Annotated in this window: 21 protein-coding genes, 1 tRNA gene and 2 pseudogenes; 12 read left to right on the plus strand and 12 right to left on the minus strand. The window is 49.2% G+C overall.

Translation table 11 applies throughout. The annotated features are described in order from the left end of the window. Positions 1 to 11 precede the first annotated feature (11 nt). Both ACLJZ5_RS18025 and alsE read left to right on the plus strand, forming a co-directional pair. Entirely contained in the window at positions 12 to 1,058 is a 1,047-nt protein-coding gene (locus ACLJZ5_RS18025; protein WP_001651304.1) for a galactitol-1-phosphate 5-dehydrogenase, read from the plus strand. A gap of 1 nt (position 1,059) precedes the next feature. Next, positions 1,060 to 1,740 carry a D-allulose 6-phosphate 3-epimerase gene (alsE, locus tag ACLJZ5_RS18030; RefSeq protein ID WP_371254873.1) on the plus strand — a complete coding sequence of 227 codons (681 nt, stop codon included), beginning with the start codon at positions 1,060 to 1,062 and terminating at the stop codon, positions 1,738 to 1,740. A 41-nt stretch (positions 1,741 to 1,781) separates the two neighbouring features. On the opposite strand, the gene ACLJZ5_RS18035 is transcribed toward alsE, so the two are convergent. Then, complete coding sequence (locus ACLJZ5_RS18035; protein WP_024797367.1) at positions 1,782 to 4,502, minus strand: sigma 54-interacting transcriptional regulator; 2,721 nt, start codon at positions 4,500 to 4,502, stop codon at positions 1,782 to 1,784. A gap of 542 nt (positions 4,503 to 5,044) precedes the next feature. Here ACLJZ5_RS18035 and ACLJZ5_RS18040 point away from each other — a divergent pair. Both ACLJZ5_RS18040 and ACLJZ5_RS18045 read left to right on the plus strand, forming a co-directional pair. After that, positions 5,045 to 5,146 (plus strand): annotated as a pseudogene (locus ACLJZ5_RS18040) (hypothetical protein); the annotation flags it as partial. A 107-nt stretch (positions 5,147 to 5,253) separates the two neighbouring features. Further along, positions 5,254 to 5,331: pseudogene (locus ACLJZ5_RS18045) on the plus strand (helix-turn-helix domain-containing protein); the annotation flags it as partial. Positions 5,332 to 5,410: 79 nt separating this feature from the next. On the opposite strand, the gene ACLJZ5_RS18050 reads toward ACLJZ5_RS18045, so the two are convergent. The 6 genes from ACLJZ5_RS18050 to aspA form a co-directional block, all read right to left on the minus strand. Beyond that, positions 5,411 to 5,486: transfer RNA gene (locus tag ACLJZ5_RS18050), tRNA-Phe, on the minus strand. A 115-nt stretch (positions 5,487 to 5,601) separates the two neighbouring features. Next, positions 5,602 to 6,177: a transcriptional regulator gene (locus tag ACLJZ5_RS18055; protein WP_001188509.1), complete on the minus strand. Its 576-nt coding sequence runs from the start codon at positions 6,175 to 6,177 to the stop codon at positions 5,602 to 5,604. Between the two features lie 36 nt (positions 6,178 to 6,213). Further along, on the minus strand, positions 6,214 to 7,917 hold the full coding sequence (locus tag ACLJZ5_RS18060) for a protein-disulfide reductase DsbD (RefSeq protein ID WP_024797369.1): 1,704 nt from the start codon (positions 7,915 to 7,917) through the stop codon (positions 6,214 to 6,216). Further along, complete coding sequence (gene cutA, locus ACLJZ5_RS18065; protein WP_000887832.1) at positions 7,893 to 8,240, minus strand: divalent cation tolerance protein CutA; 348 nt, start codon at positions 8,238 to 8,240, stop codon at positions 7,893 to 7,895. Before cutA ends, ACLJZ5_RS18060 begins: the two co-directional genes overlap by 25 nt. A gap of 120 nt (positions 8,241 to 8,360) precedes the next feature. Beyond that, on the minus strand, positions 8,361 to 9,662 hold the full coding sequence (gene dcuA / locus ACLJZ5_RS18070) for an anaerobic C4-dicarboxylate transporter DcuA (RefSeq protein WP_000637595.1): 1,302 nt from the start codon (positions 9,660 to 9,662) through the stop codon (positions 8,361 to 8,363). Between the two features lie 114 nt (positions 9,663 to 9,776). After that, a complete protein-coding gene (gene aspA, locus ACLJZ5_RS18075) occupies positions 9,777 to 11,213 on the minus strand; it encodes an aspartate ammonia-lyase (protein ID WP_000069440.1) in 1,437 nt (478 codons plus the stop codon). 340 nt (positions 11,214 to 11,553) lie between these two features. Here aspA and ACLJZ5_RS18080 point away from each other — a divergent pair, with 340 nt between their 5' ends. Further along, complete coding sequence (locus ACLJZ5_RS18080) at positions 11,554 to 12,030, plus strand: FxsA family protein (protein ID WP_001267291.1); 477 nt, start codon at positions 11,554 to 11,556, stop codon at positions 12,028 to 12,030. A gap of 58 nt (positions 12,031 to 12,088) precedes the next feature. On the opposite strand, the gene yjeH is transcribed toward ACLJZ5_RS18080, so the two are convergent. After that, positions 12,089 to 13,330, minus strand: coding sequence for an L-methionine/branched-chain amino acid transporter (gene yjeH, locus ACLJZ5_RS18085; protein ID WP_023207257.1), 1,242 nt, complete (start codon positions 13,328 to 13,330; stop codon positions 12,089 to 12,091). A gap of 275 nt (positions 13,331 to 13,605) precedes the next feature. On the opposite strand from yjeH, the gene ACLJZ5_RS18090 reads away from it, so the two are divergent. The 3 genes from ACLJZ5_RS18090 to ACLJZ5_RS18100 all read left to right on the plus strand — a co-directional run bounded on the left by ACLJZ5_RS18090 (position 13,606) and on the right by ACLJZ5_RS18100 (position 16,186). After that, positions 13,606 to 13,899 carry a co-chaperone GroES gene (locus tag ACLJZ5_RS18090; RefSeq protein ID WP_000027827.1) on the plus strand — a complete coding sequence of 98 codons (294 nt, stop codon included), beginning with the start codon at positions 13,606 to 13,608 and terminating at the stop codon, positions 13,897 to 13,899. 43 nt (positions 13,900 to 13,942) lie between these two features. After that, complete coding sequence (gene groL / locus ACLJZ5_RS18095; protein ID WP_000729126.1) at positions 13,943 to 15,589, plus strand: chaperonin GroEL; 1,647 nt, start codon at positions 13,943 to 13,945, stop codon at positions 15,587 to 15,589. Between the two features lie 243 nt (positions 15,590 to 15,832). Continuing rightward, positions 15,833 to 16,186, plus strand: a complete 354-nt coding sequence (locus tag ACLJZ5_RS18100) for a DUF4156 domain-containing protein (protein ID WP_000558210.1) — start codon at positions 15,833 to 15,835, stop codon at positions 16,184 to 16,186. Between the two features lie 47 nt (positions 16,187 to 16,233). On the opposite strand, the gene ACLJZ5_RS18105 is transcribed toward ACLJZ5_RS18100, so the two are convergent. Together ACLJZ5_RS18105 and epmB are read right to left on the minus strand one after the other, a co-directional pair. Further along, positions 16,234 to 17,091: a YjeJ family protein gene (locus ACLJZ5_RS18105; protein ID WP_024797370.1), complete on the minus strand. Its 858-nt coding sequence runs from the start codon at positions 17,089 to 17,091 to the stop codon at positions 16,234 to 16,236. A 281-nt stretch (positions 17,092 to 17,372) separates the two neighbouring features. Beyond that, positions 17,373 to 18,401 (minus strand): EF-P beta-lysylation protein EpmB, encoded by a 1,029-nt coding sequence (epmB, locus tag ACLJZ5_RS18110; protein WP_024797371.1) that lies wholly within the window; start codon positions 18,399 to 18,401, stop codon positions 17,373 to 17,375. Between the two features lie 40 nt (positions 18,402 to 18,441). On the opposite strand from epmB, the gene efp reads away from it, so the two are divergent. The 3 genes from efp to ecnB all read left to right on the plus strand — a co-directional run bounded on the left by efp (position 18,442) and on the right by ecnB (position 19,457). Further along, positions 18,442 to 19,008, plus strand: coding sequence for an elongation factor P (efp, locus tag ACLJZ5_RS18115; protein ID WP_000257282.1), 567 nt, complete (start codon positions 18,442 to 18,444; stop codon positions 19,006 to 19,008). 60 nt (positions 19,009 to 19,068) lie between these two features. Continuing rightward, positions 19,069 to 19,203 (plus strand): entericidin A/B family lipoprotein, encoded by a 135-nt coding sequence (locus ACLJZ5_RS18120; RefSeq protein WP_000977687.1) that lies wholly within the window; start codon positions 19,069 to 19,071, stop codon positions 19,201 to 19,203. A 107-nt stretch (positions 19,204 to 19,310) separates the two neighbouring features. Beyond that, on the plus strand, positions 19,311 to 19,457 hold the full coding sequence (ecnB, locus tag ACLJZ5_RS18125; RefSeq protein ID WP_000239598.1) for a lipoprotein toxin entericidin B: 147 nt from the start codon (positions 19,311 to 19,313) through the stop codon (positions 19,455 to 19,457). 30 nt (positions 19,458 to 19,487) lie between these two features. Here ecnB and ACLJZ5_RS18130 read toward each other — a convergent pair whose 3' ends face one another. After that, positions 19,488 to 20,075 carry a helix-turn-helix transcriptional regulator gene (locus ACLJZ5_RS18130; protein WP_000912959.1) on the minus strand — a complete coding sequence of 196 codons (588 nt, stop codon included), beginning with the start codon at positions 20,073 to 20,075 and terminating at the stop codon, positions 19,488 to 19,490. Positions 20,076 to 20,331: 256 nt separating this feature from the next. On the opposite strand from ACLJZ5_RS18130, the gene sugE reads away from it, so the two are divergent. Next, positions 20,332 to 20,649 (plus strand): quaternary ammonium compound efflux SMR transporter SugE, encoded by a 318-nt coding sequence (sugE, locus tag ACLJZ5_RS18135; RefSeq protein ID WP_000118469.1) that lies wholly within the window; start codon positions 20,332 to 20,334, stop codon positions 20,647 to 20,649. A gap of 16 nt (positions 20,650 to 20,665) precedes the next feature. Here the strand turns inward: sugE and ACLJZ5_RS18140 are convergent, their stop codons facing one another. Further along, complete coding sequence (locus ACLJZ5_RS18140) at positions 20,666 to 21,199, minus strand: lipocalin family protein (protein WP_001221670.1); 534 nt, start codon at positions 21,197 to 21,199, stop codon at positions 20,666 to 20,668. Positions 21,200 to 21,299: the final 100 nt, after the last annotated feature.

Raw genomic sequence — 21,299 nt, forward strand, 5'->3', positions numbered from 1 at the left:
GGAGAAGCAGAATGAAAGTAGTTGCATTGACGGCCATTGGTCACCTCGAGTTACAGGAACGTAACATGCCAGTCCCTCAAGCGGGTGAGGTGTTGCTGAAAGTGATGGCTTCCGGGTTGTGTGGTTCGGATGTGCCAAGGGCGTATCAAACAGGCACGCTGAGTTTTCCGCGCGTACTGGGGCATGAGTTCGCCGGTCGGGTTGAGGCGGTTGGTTTGGGCGGCGATCCTGCATTGATTGGCAAGCGGATGGCCGTATTCCCAATTGTACCGTGCATGACGTGCGAGTTTTGCCAGCAGCACCACTATCCTCGCTGCCTGAACTACAGCTCTTACGGTTCCCGTCGTGACGGTGGTTTTAGTGAATATTTAACGGTTCCGGAATTTAATCTCGTCGAATTCCCTGATCATGTCAGCTACAGCGCAGCGGCTATGCTTGAACCGGCTACCATTGCTTTGCATGTCATACGGCGTGCTAACCTGGATCTGAATGACAGTATCGTCATTATTGGCGCAGGTCCGATAGGGCTAATGGCAGCGCGTTGGGCGACGATTTACGGTGCGCAAAAAGTCATGCTGATTGATGTGGATCCGAAAAAAGTCGAGTTCTGCCGCGAACTGGGATTCGAACATGTGTGCCTCGCCACTGAAGAGGATGCGGTTGAGTGGGTGTTGAAAGAGACTGATGGTTTTGGTGCGCATGTCACGATTGAAGGAAGTGGTTCATGCGCCGGATTAACCCAGGCGCTGTTAGCCTGTCGTGTTTACGGCAAAGTGATGCTGATGGGCAATCCGCATGGTGATATGCAAATTCCACGTGAAGTATATGACAAAGTAATGCGTAAAGAAGCGGTTATCGCCAGTGTTTATAACTCAGTTTATAAACAAATGCCGCACGACGAATGGGCTGATGCAGCCGCCGCGATTAGTTCAGGGAAATTACAGGTCAATGACTTAATTTCTCATCAGGTAGAAATCGACAGCGTTATAGATCTTTTTGACACATTCCACCATCGTCGTGGTTTTACCTGTAAAGGTATGATGGTTACAAAGGAGTAATATGATGAAATCCCCTCTAATCGCCCCCTCGCTAATGTGCATGGATTTATTACGGCTTGAAGAGCAAGTTAGTTTTCTGAACGATAAAATCGGTTATTTCCATGTCGATATTATGGATGGTCACTATGTTCCAAATTTGACACTATCGCCGTTTTTTGTATCGCAGATGAAGCGGGTGGCAAGCGCCCCCATTGATTGCCATCTCATGGTGACTAACCCGCAAGATTATATCAGTACCGTGGCCGACGCCGGCGCATCCATGGTGAGCTTTCATGCTGAAACGGCAAATGGGCAGGCATTCCGTCTGATTGACAATATTCGCTCAGCGGGAATGAAATGTGGATTAGTTGTAAACCCGGAAACCCAACTCGACATCGTTACGTTATATCTGGATCGTGTGGATAAAGTGACTATTATGACGGTGGATCCGGGTTTTGCCGGACAAGCATTTATATCCGCAATGCTGAAAAAGATTGCTGCCTTTGCAGAATATCGGCAGCAGCATCAACTGGAATTTTTAATTGAAGTTGATGGCTCTTGTAATAAAAACACCTATAGTGCATTAGTGGAAGCCGGGGCTGATGTGCTGATTGTCGGTTCCAGTGGTCTTTTCGGTCACTCAGAAGATATTGGTGAAGCCTGGCAGATTATGCAACGAGATCTGGCAGAAGCGCTGGCATAAGGCTCTAACAGGCGTTGGCATCCCGACGCCTGATACTCTTTTTACTCTTTTTCCAGCATATCAATAATGAAAAGTAGCTCTTCATCATTGAGTTTAACATCAAGTTTATCCTCCAGTATCTCATTGGCCTTTTGATATATTTTAAATAATTCGCTCATCAAATATGCTTCCCGATTAAGTTTGTTATACGTTATGGTTTCATTACGAACCGAACGCTCTATCGCAACGCAGGTATGCACAATCATATTGAGTAAATTGGAGCCGAACTCATCAAAGTGACGTTGTTCTTTCAACTGCTGCAGAAAAAGCATGACGATGGGCACGATTTTTTTCGGATTCAGGTAAGTTAAAAACTCTTGTAGATATTGTTCAGCCAGTTTAGTAAGCGTTACCGGATTTTTGTTTTCAACCATCACCGGAAAAGCCCCACCGATGATGGTCTGGAATGTCAATTCACCTTTTGGTGAAAAGAAATCTGGCAGTGAAATATAGGGTACATCCAGTCCGGGGTTAATCACGCCAATTGAAAGCAACACCTGATATTCAGTAGTGATTTTATGCTTCGTATTGAGCACCTCTTCAACCGACAGGTTAATGATATGGATATCTTTACGATTCATCTCTTCCAGTACTGAGCTTAATAAATTTTTAAGTTTCCGGGCAATCCCTTCGCCAGAAGAGCAAATAGCCAGTACTGCCAATGGTTTATTGCCAGTAACTACCGCATTGTGTTCACTGACGCCGTAACCTTTGAAATGTTGCAGGCTCAAATAAATGTCATCCAGATCGGCATCCAGCAGTGCCGAGCGTCTAAGTGCTTCAATCACTAAGGGAGTAGAAACCATGTCCAGAGTTCTGACGGGGACATTACACTCTTGTGATAAGAGATATCCCGCCTGGATGAGCGATCCCATATCCACTAATAATAAAAATCCTTTTGCATTTGAGTAAGCTGTGATGGTTTGCTTGATTTGCGCAATGGCCTGGTTCGGGCGGATATCCAACGGCATATTGACGGCTGATATATTATCTTCAGCAATTAATATTTTTGCTATGTCGACCATGTTGCTGGCGATCATATCGCCATGGGTCGCAACGATAACGTGGATATGCTTATCACGTTCACGAACCACCAGCGAGGCCAAAAGAATGGTCAGATAGACAACTTCATCATCATTAATATCAATATCAAATTCTTTATACAGTCGTTTTTTGATTGTCAGCGCAGATTCATATTCTTCAAGGTTATCAACGCGATAATGTCTTATCCAGGTATTCGTGCGTGAGCGGGTTCTTTTTTGTATAATATTATTAAGATGGTACCCCAAAGACAGCAGAAATCCATGGCTGAACTCTTTATTCAACTGAAGCTCTAATTCATTTTTTAACGACTGACAGAAGACTAGAGTCGCATTCGGTAAACCGTGATCAACATGTTCAAGCTTTTTGGGTAAACGCAAGTCGATATACTGGTTGATTTCAGAAGTGATGTAATTATTTATATCAGTATCTGAAAACTTTTGCTCCAGCATGAATTGGATTTTCTTATCAATAACATCATAAACCTGAAAAGGAGTATTATGTTTATTTACATCAATATCTGTGTATAAGTCCAGGCCCGAATGTGAGTTATCAGGCATGATCGTGATAGTACCAGCCAGTGCATGCTGCAACCCAACCAGATAATCGTTGTCACGCGCCAGATTAAAAATTCCCACTTTGATATCAGAGATGAGTTTATCGTAAGTAATATTAAGCTGGTTAGGATTATTATCTTCGATAAAAAAGTGGGCGCATACGGACTGGATAGTCGATTTTAATTTACCCACGTTACCAGAGAAAGACGAGCCGATGATTGCTTTAGCGCTGTCGGTATCAATAGTTATGGCGCAGTTGATTTTTCTGGCTTCGATTTCCAGCAGATATTTTAATAGATCGACCTGATCGCCAGGTGAACGTTCGGCAAGATTAGGAATATTGATTTTGATTGGGATACGCCGCAGAAAAGTGGAAAGCAGCGTAGAATTAGGCTCTTCGGTGGTGGCGCAAATAAGTAATATTTGTGCCTTACGACTACGCTGTGTCTCCCCTAGCAACCCATAAGTGCCTGTATCCATAAAATAAAATATCATTTCTTGCCCTTCAGGCGGCAAGCGATGAACTTCATCAAGAAATAACATTCCACCATCTGCTTCACTGAGTAGGCCAAATTTATCTCTGGTAGCACCGGTAAAAGCGCCTTTTACATGGCCAAAGATATGAGAAACCAATAATTGCGGATTACTGGCATAATCAGCACAGTTAAAAACGATAAACGGTGAATTTTTATCAAGCGCATTCTGATAAACAGCGTAATTATACATCAGACTGGCAAAAAGACTTTTCCCTACACCAGTGTCCCCCGTTAACAGCGTATGCAATCCATGCGGAGGATACATAACAGCAGCTTTAGCCTGATTGATTTGTTTTTTAATACTTCCGTTATACCCCAGAAAATACTGGAAAGGCTCTTTTTGTACATCAGGCACAGGCAGATTAGCACTCTGATGAATGGTTTTAAGGTTTTCTTTTTTGATAGAGTAAAGTACTGGGCGAGTGCTGGATTTGACTATTTTATTCTCTTTAATAAATTGATTTAAATAATTACTAACATTGGGCCTGGCAATATTTGTATATAGTGCAATCTGCTCAGTTGTCAATCCATTAGGAAAAGTGATACAAAGCTCACAAACTGCCTGAAATATTTTCTCTTTTCTGTTCATCGGAGATCACATTTTTTGTAGGGTATTATGTTTGGCGCGCGCTTTTGTGTTGTTTTAGCGCAATTTCTATATTGAGCACGCCAATCGTGTAAACGGGAATGTTATACATTGTTATAATCAACAATCGATCATTTCATAACAATGAAACGAATAAGTTGATGCTACATACCACAACCACATTGAAAGCGGCACTTCGTTTCAATGGGATTTCTACAATAGATATACACCTAAAGAGGGATTTTTACTATGACAATCAGTCTGCTATTTTCTTGTTGCTGGTAGGTAATGTTGCAATAACCCGGCGCAACTAAAACGTTTCGCTTCTTCCCGGACCAATTACTTCTTGATGAACAACAGAACATAGCAAAAAAACGAGTTAATAAAATAGTGATACTGATCTCTTAAATCCTGTCAGTAGCACTGAGTACCTTTCAGACACAAATAAATCATTGTGATCGCGCTCGCATCGTGAACAATGTTGAGCCATGAGTTATATCAATATCCACGAAATCAATAGTTTTATTGACGTTATGGGATGGAGAATGGACAGCAATACTCAGGGATTCACTTCATACTGGCGTAATAGCTTAGCTGATGCCGAGTCTGGAAAAGGGGCATTCGAGCGTAAAGATGAAGATTCATTCAATGACCTGACGGTCAACCTTTACAAACTCTGGAACCGAATGGCATCCGGGAGCTACTTCCCACCGCCAGTTCGGCGGGTGGAAATTCCCAAAAGTGGTGGTGATCCTGGCCCAAAGATGAGCGGCTGATCGCCGAAGCGCTGGGCGTTGCGCCAGAGAAAATCTGGCCTTCCCGTTATAGCTAGTCAGGCCAGAGATGGGGGCTACGGATTTCCATTCCCAGAAAAGCAAAAACCCAGCCATAGGCTGGGTTTTCTGAATAAGTGGTGCCCGGACTCGGAATCGAACCAAGGACACGGGGATTTTCAATCCCCTGCTCTACCGACTGAGCTATCCGGGCAACGGGGCGCATTAAACCGTAAAGGGGCGCGGTCGTCAACGGCTTTACACGAAAAAAGTGATAAAAGCGCGCTGACTGCCTGCTTTTCAGGCAAAATGCATAAAATCAGTACCCGTCAGGTGAGCGCTCCACCCTGACGGCACTGTGCAAAACGCAGAATATCTTCCGCCAACCGCTGAGCGGTATCTACATCAGCCTGACTGCGGTTGACCAGCATTCGGCTGAGACAACCTTCCAGCACCAGCTCCATCTGCCTTGCAACCATCGCCGGATCGTCAATTTCCAGCGTGGTCAGTAGCTCATGGGTAAAATCATGTGCCGCGCGTTTTTGTTGATTGGCCAGTTGGTGAATAGGATGGGTTGGGTCGGGATAAAACGTACAGGCGGCAATGAACAAGCAGCCAGGATAACGATTATTACTGACACATTCCGAAAGCGCGCTGTAGCGTGCCAGTAGCTTTTGTTCAGCAGAAAGCGTCTCATCAAGAAGAAGCTGGCGTCGCCAGATATCTACCTGCTGACTCAGATAACGTAGCGCGTCATATAAAATGGCTTCTTTATCTGGCCAGAAACGCTGTAATGTGTCGAGTGGGCGATTTACGCGCTCCGCCACCATTTCCAGCGTAGTATCGGCTATCCCTTGCGTCTCCAGTAATTTCAGGGCTTCTCCCAGAATATCTTCACGTTGCACGGTATTCTCCTCCGTCTTTGCTTTTGCAAGTGTCGCTCACGGTTGGCGATCGTGCAAATGCGCGCTAAAGGTGGCGGCGTCCATAAAGCCGGTGACTCGCGATTGCGGCTGTTCCTGGCCTTGGGCATTAAAGAACAGAATGGTGGGCAGCCCGAGGACTTGCAGATGCTTTAACAGCGCGACATCCTGCGCATTATTAGCGGTGACGTTAGCCTGCAAGAGCACCGTGTCGCCGAGCGCCTGCTGGACCCGCGGATCGCTGAAGGTATACTTTTCAAACTCTTTACAGGCCACGCACCAATCGGCGTAGAAATCCAGCATAACGGGTTTGCCTTTGGCCTGCGCCAGTGCCTGATTGAGTTCGTCCACGGTAGAAATAGCCGTGAAATTGAGGTGCGCTGGAGCTTGCGCGGATGGCGAGCCGAATGCCCAATCTTGTAGAGGCCGCACGCTAATGAGCGCTGCCGCCAGCAGGATAATCTGTACGATACGCATCCACGCTCGTCTGGCCTGAAGGCTGGTGATAAAGGCCCAACCAAAGAAAGCGACGCCCAGCAGCGACCACAGACGTAAACCCCAAGCCTCGCCAATAATCCGCTCCAGTAAAAAGACCGGTAACGCGAGGATCACGAAACCAAAAGCGGTTTTGACATGCGCCATCCACGGGCCGCTTTTCGGTAGCAGACGGTTGCCAAACACGGTGACCAGCATTAGCGGTAGACCCATACCTAATGCATACAAATACAGCGTACCGCCGCCCAGCCACATGTTGCCGCTCTGAGCGATATAAAGCAGGATCGCGCTTAATGGCGCTGTGGTACAGGGCGAGCAAATTAATCCGGCAATCGCCCCCATAACAAAAACACCGCCGGGCGAGCCGCCTTGCTGACGATTACTCATTAATGTCAGCCGGGTTTGCAGTGAGGAGGGGAGCTGTAGTGTGAACAGGCCAAACATCGACAACGCAAGCAGGGTGAACACGATGGCAAGGCCGATTAACACATAAGGGTGCTGCAGCGCCGCCTGAAACTGTAATCCCGCCGCGGCGACGACCAGACCCAGTGCGGTATAGGTCAGCGCCATCCCTTGTACATAGATAAAGGCCAGCAGCAGTGCGCGCCCCGTCGACAAACGTTGCCTTCCCCCCAGGACAATACCGGAAATCAGCGGATACATGGGTAAAACGCAGGGCGTAAAGGCGATGCCTATGCCGATCAGCAGCGCCCAGAGCGCGGAAAAAGGTAGCTGGGCGGCGGGTTTTGACGTCTCACTCGTCTGGGTGATAGCAGGCGTCGGCGTGGCGTCTATTGCCGCGGCGACTTCACTTAGCGGCACCGTTTTCGTTTCCGGCGGATAACAGAATCCCGCATCGGCGCACCCCTGGTACGTTATCGTTAATGCCGCGCCAGCCGCCGCCTGGTTAACCGTTACCGGAACGTTTAGCCGCTTACGGTAGATTTCGCTTTTTCCGTAGAACTCATCTTCATGCCAGACGCCTGCCGGGAGTTGGACTGCGGCGATATCCGCTTTCGTCGGCGTGATACTGATTTGTTTACGGTAAAGGTAGTAACCCTCTTTTACCTGCCAGGAGAGGGTAAGATCGTGTTGATTTTGCTGAAAATCAAAAACAAACGCCCGGTCGGCAGGGACGAACTGCGAGCGACCCGGCGCGTCGAATAATCCGGCGAAGGCGGATGTGCTGCACAGCAGCAGGATCAGCGTAAAGATGCGTTGAGCCATGAGAGGTAATCAGTATCTCCGTGAGTAACAGGTAAAACCAGAAGTTCAGGCGTTTGATACGGGTGATGAGACTTCAGGCAGTCGATAAGCGCTTGCTGATGTGAAACGGTGGTTTTTAAGATCATTTGAACTTCATACTCCTGCTCCAGTTTGCCTTCCCAGTAGTACAGCGATGTCGCGCCGGGGAGGAGGGTGGCGCAGGCGGCCAGTTTTTCCGCCAGCACTTTGGCGGCCAGATCCTGGGCGGTAGCTTCATCCGGGGCGGTACAAAGCACCACAACGGCCTCGGGGATGGAAATATCCTGACTCTTAACATCAAGCATAAACACCTCGAAAGAACAAAAAGACCCGCAAGTGAACGGTCACTATACAACGGACGAGGGCAGGATGTTAGTCAAAGGGCGGGAGAATGCGGGGCGTGATACGCCCCGCGGGTGAAACACTTACAGCATAAAGCTGCCCAGCAGGAAGCCGAAGCAGACAGCCAGAACGACGCCCAGGGTGCCTGGGATGAAGAACGGGTGGTTAAAGACGAATTTACCGATACGGGTTGTACCAGTGTCATCCATCTGTACCGCCGCAACCAGAGTCGGGTAGGTCGGCAAAATGAACAGGCCGGAAACGGCGGCGAAGGAAGCGACTGCCGTCAGCGGAGAGACGTTCAGCGCCAGCGCCATCGGCATCAGCGCTTTCGCCGTTGCCGCCTGAGAGTAGAGCAGCGCGGAAGCAAAGAAGAAGATGACGGCCAGCAGCCACGGATGCCCCTGGATGACGCTACCCGCAGTGTCTTTGATCCAGTCGATGTTAGCGGATACGAAGGTATCGCCCAGCCACGCCACGCCCAGAATACAGATACAGGCGCTCATCCCTGCTTTAAAGGTACTGGAGTTGAGGATGGCGTCAGTTTCCACTTTACACAGGATGGTGGTCAGCGTTGCGACGCTCAACATGATGATCAAAATAGCGTTGGTGGTGTTCATCAGCGGTTTCTCAACCAGGCCGAGGCTCGGACTGTTGACAATCGCATAAACAACCACGCAGATAACGCCCAGCAGGAACAGCCAGACGGAATTTTTTGCCATTGGTTTGATTTCAATCTGCTTTTCACCACGCAGTTCAATCAGCCCTTCTTCCAGACGCTTGCGGTAAATCGGGTCGTCCGACAGTTTGGAGTTGAACAGCATCGTGACCAGGAAGGACATCACCAGCACCGCCAGCAGCGTAGAGGGGATAACCACGGACAGCAGGTGAATGTAGCTAATGCCATGACCTTCCATAACAGAAGACATATACACCACGGCCGCAGAAATCGGCGAGGCGGTAATCGCAATCTGCGCGGATACCACGGCGGTCGAGAGCGGACGGCAAGGTTTGATTCCCTGCTCCTTCGCGACTTCAGCAATAACCGGCAGCGTTGCCAGGGAAATGTTCCCGGTACCAGCAAAAATAGTCAGGAAATAGGTCACAATCGGTGCGAGGATAGTGATGTATTTCGGGTTCTTACGCAGCAGTTTTTCCGTCTGGTTTACCAAATAATCCAGACCGCCCGCGACCTGCATAGCAGAGATCGCGGCGATAACCGCCATGATGATGGAAATGACATCGAATGGAATTGTCCCTGGCTTCACGCCGATGGCGGCAAGTACCAGAACACCCAGCCCACCTGCGAATCCAATACCGATGCCCCCAAGTCTGGCGCCCAAAAAGATTGCCAGCAAAACAATGATAAGTTCGACAACTATCATATTAGCCTTCCTTGTTGTTTAACAAGTTGATATTAAATTGTTGTTATTTGGTAACTTCTTGTAAGAAAAAAGGCACGTCATCGTGACGTGCCTCTTTGGTACTACCCTGTACGATTACTGTTCGCTTTCATCAGTATAACGTTTAGCTTTATAAGCCGGGTGCATCAAGTTCTGTACGGAGAAAATATCGTCCAGCTCGGCTTCCGTTAACAGGCCGCGCTCCAGCACAACTTCACGTACGCTCTTACCGGTTTCAGCACAGATTTTACCGACGATGTCGCCGTTGTGGTGGCCGATGAACGGGTTGAGGTAAGTGACGATACCGATGGAGTTATAAACGTACCCTTCGCACACTTCTTTATTCGCGGTAATGCCGTTAACGCATTTTTCCAGCAGGTTGTAGCACGCGTTGCTCAGAATGTGGATGGATTCGAACATCGCCTGACCGATAACCGGCTCCATAACGTTCAACTGCAACTGACCGGCTTCCGCCGCCATCGTAACGGTGGTGTCGTTACCGATGACTTTAAAGCATACCTGGTTTACGACTTCCGGTACTACCGGGTTCACTTTGGCTGGCATGATGGAGGAGCCCGCCTGCAGTTCCGGCAGGTTGATCTCGTTCAGGCCGGCACGAGGACCAGAAGAGAGCAAGCGCAGGTCGTTACAGATTTTGGACATCTTCACTGCCAGACGTTTCAGCGCGCTGTGAACCATAACATACGCGCCACAGTCAGATGTCGCCTCAATCAGATCTTCCGCCGGAACACAGGCGAAACCAGTGACTTCAGCCAGTTTTTTCACCGCCAGCGGAGAGTATTCTTTCGGCGTGTTCAGACCGGTGCCGATTGCCGTTGCGCCAAGGTTGACTTCCAGCAGCAGCTCAGCAGTACGCTCGATGCTTTTCACTTCTTCTTTCAGCAGGATGCTGAACGCACGGAATTCTTGACCAAGCGTCATCGGTACGGCGTCCTGCAACTGGGTACGACCCATTTTCAGGATGTCCTGGAATTCAACCGCTTTACGTTCGAAACCTTCACGCAACTGGTTGATGGCATCGATCAGTTTGACGATAGAGGCGTAAACCGCTACACGGAAGCCTGTCGGATAGGCGTCGTTAGTGGATTGACATTTATTCACGTGGTCGTTCGGGTTCAGGTACTGATATTCACCTTTCTGATGACCCATCAGTTCCAGCCCGATGTTGGCCAGCACTTCGTTGGTATTCATGTTGACGGAAGTGCCCGCGCCGCCCTGGTAGACATCTACCGGGAACTGGTCCATGCACTTACCGTTGTTAAGGACTTCATCACATGCGGCAATGATGGCATTCGCCACACTCTTAGGAATGGTTTGCAGCTCTTTGTTGGCCAGCGCCGCCGCTTTTTTTACCATAACCATGCCACGCACAAATTCAGGGATGTCGCTGATTTTGTTATTGCTAATGTAGAAGTTTTCAATCGCTCTCAGAGTGTGAACACCATAGTAGGCTTCAGCTGGAACTTCCCTGGTACCCAACAGATCTTCTTCGATACGAATGTTGTTTGACATGTGAACCTTCTTTTTCAAGCTGCCAATGATTTTTACTTTAAAACACACAGGATATATGTGATTTCGAATGTTTTCTGACCGACGATTATCCCCTCCATCGGCCTGATAAACGAGATCATATGCTGGTTCAGAATTCCTACCGTAATCTGGATCACTTAAAGTGTGGGAATTTACCCCTTATTTATTATTTTGTGAAATAGGTCACCGCTTTAGTATTACTACCTAAAATAGGTGTACAAACCACTTGAAATTTTGCTACGCACCACCATATCGAATCGATGCGAATCGCAACCCCATTCAAATGGTCGTCGCAGACGGCCATGACTTACAGGAGAGTCCTTTGCGCTGGATACCCTTTTTAGCTGTCTTTCTCTATGTTTACATTGAGATTTCTATCTTTATCCAGGTCGCCCATGTGCTTGGCGTCCTGATGACGCTAATCCTGGTGATTTTTACGTCTGTTATCGGTATGTCGCTGGTACGTAACCAGGGTTTTAAAAACTTTTTGCTGATGCAACAAAAAATGGCGGCCGGTGAGAGCCCGGCGGCAGAAATGATTAAGAGTGTATCGCTGATCATCGCTGGCTTACTGCTCCTGTTGCCGGGGTTTTTCACCGATTTTCTCGGCCTTCTCCTTTTGTTACCGCCGGTGCAAAAACATTTGACGCTGAAGTTGCTGCCGCATTTACGTTTTTCCCGGATGCCGGGCGGCGGGTTTAGCGCGGGTACTGGCGGTGGCGAAACATTTGACGGCGAGTATCAGCGTAAAGATGACGATCGCGATCGTATTGAACATAAAGACGATCGTCGGGATTAAAGGTAGAGATGTTGGTCGGATAAGTCGCGCGAGGCGCTATCCGGCCAGCGGATGCGTCTTACGCCATGCGTTTTCGCTTCGGTAAAAACAGCCATAATGCAGCCAGCATGATAATGGCATATAAGCTTTTCCACCCCAGCATTGCCAGCAATAACAGGCACAGTAGACAACCCGTCACCGCCAGTGCATAGCAACGCCCTTTCAACAGTCGACAGCCCGCCAGCATACAAAGCAGATAGAGCATAATAAAAATACCGTTAGCATAGACGATCAGCGCATTGAGGTTAATCTTCAGGGCGTAGACGACCAGGGAACTCACGCAACAACAGGCCAGAATAACGTTTAACGCGTGCAAGGGAAGGCGCCCGGGAGAGAGTTGAGCCAGATAGTGATCGGGCTGATATTGCATTTGCGTCCATATCAGACGCGCAAAACTCTGAGCATACACATTCAGGCTGGCAAAGCAGGTGAGATAACCAATAATGCAGGCTATCCACAACGCCTGGATACCGAAGAGATGAACAATAATAAGCGGTAGCGAGGCTGTTGCCGCTATCTTGTCGCTATAGACGCCAAAATGCAGCACCACGGCGGTACAGGTCCAATAAATGGCGCCGGCCAGCATCAGGCCAATGATCAATGCGCGCGGAAAATCACGTTCAGGATTTTTAAATTCAGACGACAAATGCGTAAAAGCCTCAATTCCCACAAATCCCCAGAACATGATCGCCAGGGCGGTACACAGCCGGGAAAAGGTGATTTCGTTTGCGGCTGGGAAGGTGATATCTGCAGGTTTAATCGCGCCTTTCCACAGAATGGCGGCAATAAGCGCGATAATTAATCCAGCGATAATGGCTTGCAGGTTGGCGCTGGAGCTGGCGCCGCGCGATCCCATAAACCATAGTAAACCTAGAGTACCCAGCTCCCCAAATAAGAGCTGTTCGCTTTGCCAGCCAAACAGCGCCTGGCCGAAACCCACCGCAATATGCAAGGCTGCGGGAAAACTAACAGGAATGACTGATAAAAACAGCCAACTGATCACTCGTTGCAGACGCGGGCCAAATGCCATCCCGACAAAATGCGCTACGCCGCCAGCGTGTGGAAAATGACGCCCCAGCACAGCAAAGACAATCGCAATAGGGAAAATCAAAATAATGAGCAGCGGCCATGCCCAAAGGCTGATGTCGCCTGCCGCCAGCGCAGCCAGCTCCGGAAGCGCAAAAACGCCAGTCCCTAATAATGATGTGGTTAACAAGATAACGCCCTGAACCAACCCAAGCTCTTTTTTTAGTTCATTCATCAGCTCATTATCCGGCGGCATTGTAACGTCAGGTGACGACAGGCATTTTTAAGCGTATCACACACGCCTTTTCTTATAGCAGGATGTTCTAAACCTTGGGTAAACGTGAGATAAGTAGCGTTTTTACCGCTTTTTTCGCTCAGAAGAATTTTTTTTCATCTCCCCCCTTGAAGGGGCAAAACCCCATCCCCATCTCTCTGGTCACCAGCCGGGAAACCGTTTACGGGCCGGCGTCACCCATAACTGATAATGACTTTCTCAAAGGAGAGCTATCAATGAGTATTCGTCCGTTACATGATCGTGTGATCGTCAAACGTAAAGAAGTTGAGTCCAAATCTGCTGGCGGCATCGTACTGACCGGTTCCGCAGCGGGTAAATCAACTCGTGGCGAAATCATCGCTGTCGGTAAGGGTCGCATCCTGGACAACGGTACTGTACAGCCGCTGGACGTGAAAGTTGGCGACATCGTTATTTTTAACGATGGCTACGGTGTGAAATCTGAAAAGATCGACAATGAAGAAGTGTTGATCATGTCTGAAAGCGACATTCTGGCAATTGTTGAAGCGTAATCCGCGAACGACACTGAACATACGAATTTAAGGGAAAGAGAAAATGGCAGCTAAAGACGTAAAATTCGGTAACGACGCTCGTGTGAAAATGCTGCGCGGCGTAAACGTACTGGCAGATGCAGTGAAAGTAACCCTCGGTCCGAAAGGCCGTAACGTGGTTCTGGATAAATCTTTCGGTGCGCCGACTATCACTAAAGATGGTGTTTCCGTAGCGCGTGAAATCGAACTGGAAGACAAGTTTGAAAACATGGGCGCGCAGATGGTGAAAGAAGTTGCCTCTAAAGCGAACGACGCTGCAGGCGACGGCACCACCACCGCGACCGTACTGGCGCAGTCCATCATTACCGAAGGCCTGAAAGCCGTTGCAGCGGGCATGAACCCGATGGACCTGAAACGTGGTATCGACAAAGCGGTTGCTGCGGCGGTTGAAGAGCTGAAGGCGCTGTCCGTACCGTGCTCCGACTCTAAAGCGATTGCTCAGGTAGGTACTATCTCCGCTAACTCCGACGAAACCGTAGGTAAACTGATCGCGGAAGCGATGGATAAAGTCGGTAAAGAAGGCGTTATCACCGTTGAAGACGGTACTGGTCTGCAGGACGAACTGGACGTGGTTGAAGGTATGCAGTTTGACCGCGGCTACCTGTCTCCTTACTTCATCAACAAGCCGGAAACTGGCGCAGTAGAACTGGAAAGCCCGTTCATCCTGCTGGCTGATAAGAAAATCTCCAACATCCGCGAAATGCTGCCGGTTCTGGAAGCCGTTGCAAAAGCAGGCAAACCGCTGCTGATCATCGCTGAAGATGTTGAAGGCGAAGCGCTGGCAACTCTGGTTGTTAACACCATGCGTGGCATCGTGAAAGTGGCTGCGGTTAAAGCACCTGGCTTCGGCGATCGTCGTAAGGCGATGCTGCAGGATATCGCTACCCTGACCGGCGGTACCGTAATCTCTGAAGAGATCGGTATGGAGCTGGAAAAAGCAACCCTGGAAGACCTGGGTCAGGCGAAACGCGTTGTGATCAACAAAGACACCACCACCATCATCGATGGCGTGGGTGAAGAAGCTGCCATCCAGGGCCGTGTTGCTCAGATCCGTCAGCAGATTGAAGAAGCGACCTCCGACTACGATCGTGAAAAACTGCAGGAGCGCGTAGCGAAACTGGCAGGCGGCGTTGCGGTAATCAAAGTTGGCGCTGCGACCGAAGTTGAAATGAAAGAGAAGAAAGCCCGCGTTGAAGATGCCCTGCACGCGACCCGTGCTGCGGTAGAAGAAGGCGTGGTTGCTGGTGGTGGCGTTGCGCTGATCCGCGTTGCTTCTAAAATTGCTGACCTGAAAGGCCAGAACGAAGACCAGAACGTGGGTATCAAAGTTGCGCTGCGCGCAATGGAAGCTCCGCTGCGTCAGATCGTGCTGAACTGCGGCGAAGAGCCGTCTGTTGTCGCTAACACCGTTAAAGGCGGCGACGGTAACTACGGTTACAACGCAGCAACTGAAGAATACGGCAACATGATCGATATGGGTATCCTGGACCCAACCAAAGTTACCCGTTCTGCGCTGCAGTACGCGGCTTCTGTGGCTGGTCTGATGATCACTACCGAGTGCATGGTGACCGACCTGCCGAAAAGCGATGCTCCTGATTTAGGCGCTGCTGGCGGCATGGGTGGTATGGGTGGTATGGGCGGCATGATGTAATTGCCCACACCCTGCATCCTTCAGGCTGCAGATGCGTTGGCTAACCCCAGTCACTTACTTGAGTAAGTGACTGGGGATTAACAAACTGGCCGCCTTCCTGCAACCAGTATGATTTGGGTGCTTATCTCCCAGAATTGAGAAACCCCCGGGCAGAAATGACCGGGGGTTTTTCTTTTAGTCATCTTTTTAGTATAAGATTCAGATACGGACAAAACGTCCAGCTCATTGATTATGGGGAATAACATGCACGTGAAATATTTAGCAGGGATCGTTGGCGCCGCGCTGCTGATGGCGGGTTGTAGCTCCAGCAACGAACTTACCGCTGCCGGCCAAAATGTACGCTTTGTCGAAGATAAGCCAGGCGCGGAATGCCAGCTTATTGGTACGGCAACCGGTAAACAGAGTAACTGGTTTTCAGGCCAGCACGGCGAAGAGGGTGGCTCAATGCGTGGCGCAGCGAACGATCTGCGTAATCAGGCGGCCGCGATGGGTGGAAACGTGCTGTATGGCGTAAGTAGTCCGTCGCAGGGCATGTTGTCCAGTTTTGTCCCGACGGCCAGCGAGATGAACGGCCAGGTTTATAAATGTCCGAATTGATATGTCTGAATCGTAACGCCCTCTGAAAGATTCAGAGGGCGATATGGTTAGCGTTTTTCCTGCGATGATGCCATGCGTAGATTATGCAACGCGCGCATGCATTGATCTTGCGTCAGACGCGCTGCTTTACCGGTTCCAAGCGTTCTGACAAAAACCTTACACGGTTTTCCTTCCAGCTTTTTAAGACGCGGGCTGAAATTCAGCAAGCGGCGTGATATCGCTTCAGCTTCTTTAGAGCCTGACTGACTACGGGTCTTAATGATGGTGCCGCAATCATGCGATTGTCCTGCCTCATCCGTATAACGATAAACGAGCGCTAAATAATGGTTATACAGATTATGTTTCCAGTCAGGGTGGTTATAGGTATCGAATTCGATATTACCGTTTTCCAGGCAGTCTGCATCGTATAATGGTAAAAAGTCCAGCATTGAAGAAATACGCAATGCGAGCTCACGCATTTCGGCATTATTAATGGCGTGAATAATAGCCATCACCAGAACTTCAACCTGCCACTCACCGACCTGTAAATCAAGATGGCTACCATTGTGCAGCTTTAACGTAAAGGTTAATACTTTTTCTGTATTATCGCTCAACGCTAAAGATTCAACACGCTGATTAACATCGGCGTTTTCCAGCTCTTCACGGAGTATTGCCGGAATATTCTCATGCATTTTAAGCACATGACTGCTTTTAGCTTTCTGGCGTTTTTCCTGCTCTTGTTCCGGAAGCGAGTGTTGTAAATAAAGCCGGTGTTCAAGGCCGATCAACAAGTCTCGCAGCGCGAGCACAGGAAAGAAAAGCAGTGTTTCTTTATTTCTCAGTGACTTCACCTTAAGCGCCAGCGCGATAAACTTATCATTGTGACGAATAACGCCGGTATTTAGTCCCTTAATCGTTAAGGCCATGTCAATTCTCCACAAATATAAAATAATTAAATGTTTTACTGCAATGTATTTGATATATAAATTGTTTATGCCGTCCTATAAAAAGGAGAACCAGTATAATTCGAAAATGCAGTACACGCTAAGCGAGTCCTAAAACGGACTTTATTGAAAAGAGAGGACCGGAAAGGTGTATTTAACGAAGGTTAGTTTATCCTCGCCAAAGGGTGAGGAGAATCGCGGGGGAATCTCCTCGTGATATTGCGCGGTAATATTTTTCGTCGTCCCTGACGCGCCCGCGAGGATTAGCACTGCCGAAGCTGTAAATCCAGCGGTGTTTTGCTCGGTTCGCCGCCGATTTCACGCGCCAGTCTTGGCACCATATAGCCGGATACCAGCGTGAGCAGTTCGCGCATGATTTGCCGGGCTTCGTCATCGGTGACCATAAAATGCGCGGCGCCCTGCACTTTATCCAGCACATGCAGGTAATAGGGCATCACGCCGGCGTCAAATAGCGCGTTGCTCAGATTCGCCAGCGTTCGCGCGTTATCATTCACGCCACGCAGCAGGACGCTCTGGTTGAGAAGCGTGACGCCCACGTGGCGCAGTTTCTTCATCGCCAGGCAGAACGCCTCGTCCACTTCATTGGCGTGGTTGATATGGTTCACCAACAAAATTTGCAGACGTGACTGGTCAAAGCGGGCGACCAGTTCGTCAGTAATGCGTGCCGGGATGACGATAGGCAACCGGCTGTGGATGCGTAGCCGCTTGACGTGCTTAATGGCTTCCAGTTGCGTGAGCAGCCAGTCCAGCTCATGATCTTTCGCCATCAGCGGATCGCCGCCGGAAAAGATGATTTCATCCAGTTCCGGGTGTGCGGCGATATACTCCAGCGCGACTGTCCAGTTGCGCTTATTGCCTTGATTCTCCGCATACGGGAAGTGACGACGGAAACAGTAGCGGCAATTTACCGCACATCCGCCTTTTACCAGCAATAGCGCCCGGTTTTGGTATTTATGCAATAATCCTGGCACCACGCTGTGTTGCTCTTCCAGCGGGTCGGTGGAGAAACCGGGGGCGACAATAAATTCATCCCGGGACGTCAGCACTTGACGTAAAAGAGGATCGTCAGGGTTGCCCTTCTCCATGCGCGTAATAAAAGCGCGCGGCACGCGGAGGGCAAACAAGCGCCTGGCGTCCTGTCCTGCCCGGAGGTTTTCATCAGCTTCAATCTGTAAAAGATGCAGCAGTTCGTCGGGATTGGTCACAACATCGGCAAGTTGCGCTAACCAATCTTCTCGCAATGGGGTATTTAGGGTTACAATATGCGCCATTTTGTGGCTTAGCTACCAGTTAACAATTTCAGAGGGCCTTATGGCGACTTACTATAGCAACGATTTTCGTTCCGGTCTTAAAATCATGTTGGATGGCGAACCTTATGCGGTTGAATCCAGTGAATTCGTGAAACCGGGTAAAGGCCAGGCGTTTGCCCGCGTTAAGCTGCGCCGTCTGCTGACCGGCACGCGCGTTGAGAAAACCTTCAAATCGACCGATTCCGCAGAAGGCGCGGATGTAGTCGATATGAACCTGACTTACCTGTACAACGACGGTGAGTTCTGGCATTTCATGAACAACGAAACCTTCGAACAGCTGTCTGCAGATGCCAAGGCTATCGGCGACAACGCAAAATGGCTGTTGGATCAGGCGGAATGCATCGTAACCCTGTGGAACGGTCAGCCTATCTCTGTCACTCCGCCGAACTTTGTTGAACTGGAAATTGTTGATACCGACCCAGGTCTGAAGGGCGATACCGCAGGTACTGGCGGCAAACCAGCCACGCTGTCTACTGGCGCAGTGGTTAAAGTTCCGCTGTTCGTGCAGATTGGCGAAGTGATCAAAGTCGATACCCGTTCCGGCGAATACGTATCCCGCGTAAAATAATTTACGTTATCGGGAAAAATGGTGCAGCGTATGCTGCGCCATCCTGTTTTTCGTGCCTCAATGATGAAACGCTTTATCGGCCTTGTCGCGCTGGTTCTTCTTACCAGCACATTATTAACGGCATGTAATACCGCCCGCGGCTTCGGCGAAGATATTCAGCATCTTGGCCACGCCATCTCCCGTGCAGCCAGCTAATCGCTTCTCGTCTTCCTAAAATTAGTCGATCGCCCGTCATTTTCTGGGATGTTGTCTATTATTAAGTTGCTATACACAAACAACATTGGCTAGAAAAGGAAGACATTATGGTTAAAAAGACAATTGCAGCGATCTTTTCTGTTTTGGTACTTTCCACTGTATTAACTGCTTGTAATACCACGCGCGGCGTGGGCGAGGACATCTCGGACGGTGGTAGTGCGATCTCTGGCGCTGCAACCAGAGCTCAGCAGTAATCATCAACGGTACGGCATGGCGTCGTACCGTTAATCGATTTTCTCCGGAAGCATAAGAAAGGGAGAATACCGGTTATCCATATGAAGTTTCATACGGATATTACGCTTATAGGTGTAAACCGTTTTCCCGTGAATGCCAAGCGCATACGCAATCTCTTTATTGCTGGTGCCTTCCGTCCACATCGCGAGCACCTTTTCCTCCTGCGGAGAGAGCAATGGCGTGGCGCTTTCCGGCGCTTCCTGCAGTGGATGAGTATATAGCGCTCCTTTAATTCGTTGTGCAAGCTCATGTAAAGGCGTGTGTTTAGATAACACCGCATGACTGGCATATTGCGGTCTGTACGGCATATTCCCTGACTGTAATAATACCAACGGCGTCATCCTGCAGGCGGCAAAAAATGCATTGATAGGCTGCTCAGGTAAGGCATCGTTGAGAAAACCATATAAATCAGCGATAACCAGATGGGGCTTCCATTGCAGAATATGTTCTTTCGCCAGTATAAGGTTATTCATCCCGGATACCAGCAGTGAAGAACTGAGCACATCAGTGTGATTAAGCCAGGCCTCCATGCCCGTACGGGTAAAGTGGCATCGGTCTATCACTAAAATTTTCAACATAGTTTTTTGTACCCGGAAGTAGATAAAGCACTTTCTTTCCCAGAAGGCGTTCCATCATAGAGAACTCCTGTGGGCGCTAAATGCGAAAACTACGCGGCTTAAAAGGGCCAATTCCCGCCTTTAGACGGAAAAAAATAAAAAGGTTGAAATTCATTTTCTCTCAGGCAAAAATGACTTTTCATCCGTATACGTTACAGGACGACCTGTAAACGCTATTCTCACCGGGGACGGCCCCATTAATTATCTGGAGCCTGCTATGTCCTGGATCATTCTATTAATCGCTGGTTTACTTGAAGTGGTATGGGCTGTCGGCCTGAAGTATACCCACGGTTTTTCTCGTCTGACCCCCAGTATTATCACCATTACGGCCATGGTTATTAGTATGGCGTTACTTTCCTGGGCAATGAAAACGCTGCCCGTTGGAACGGCGTACGCCATCTGGACCGGCATCGGCGCCGTCGGGGCGGCAATCACCGGTATCCTTCTGCTGGGCGAGTCTGCTTCACCGGCGCGTTTGCTCAGTCTTGGCTTGATCGTCGCGGGTATCATTGGGCTAAAACTCAGTGCGCATTAATTCGTCGCTGATATTGCTACGAACCTGATTGTTTTACCCAAATTAATTTATTGACGTCAAACCCCTCCCGGGTCGCGACGGCCAGCATTTGCTGTTTTATTTCCTCAGAAAGCGTTGGCGTGCGAGAGAGTATCCACAGATAGTCGCGATCCGGGCCGCACACCAACGCATGACGGTATTCCCGGTCAAGCGCAATCACGTTATAGCCGCCGTAGAACGGGCCGAAAAAAGAGACCTTGAGCGCGGCGCGGTTTGGACTACCGGTAAAATACGCTTTGCCTTCTGTTTTTTGCCACATTCCCCGATCCGGGTTATAGCCTTTATTGATGACATTAATCCCGCCATCGTCACGCAGACTATAGGTGGCCGTGACTTGTTCCAGCCCACGTTCAAATCGATGATCGAGGCGTGCGATCTCATACCAGGTGCCGAGGTAACGTTTGGCATCAAAGTTATTTACCACGGTAACGCCTTTAGGCGGAGTAGGCGAACTACAGGCGACAACCAGAAATGCAGCCGTAACTGCAGCAACGACGGGCAGAATGCGCATAAGATTTTCCTTCCAGTGTTTTTTCTAAGTGTAGAACCTGGCGGGAAAATGAGAGGCAGGAAAAGAAAAAACGCCCTCTTATCGGGTAGATAAGAGGGCG

Source organism: Salmonella sp. 5800, assembly GCF_046558195.1.
Taxonomy (GTDB): Bacteria; Pseudomonadota; Gammaproteobacteria; order Enterobacterales; family Enterobacteriaceae; genus Salmonella; species Salmonella enterica.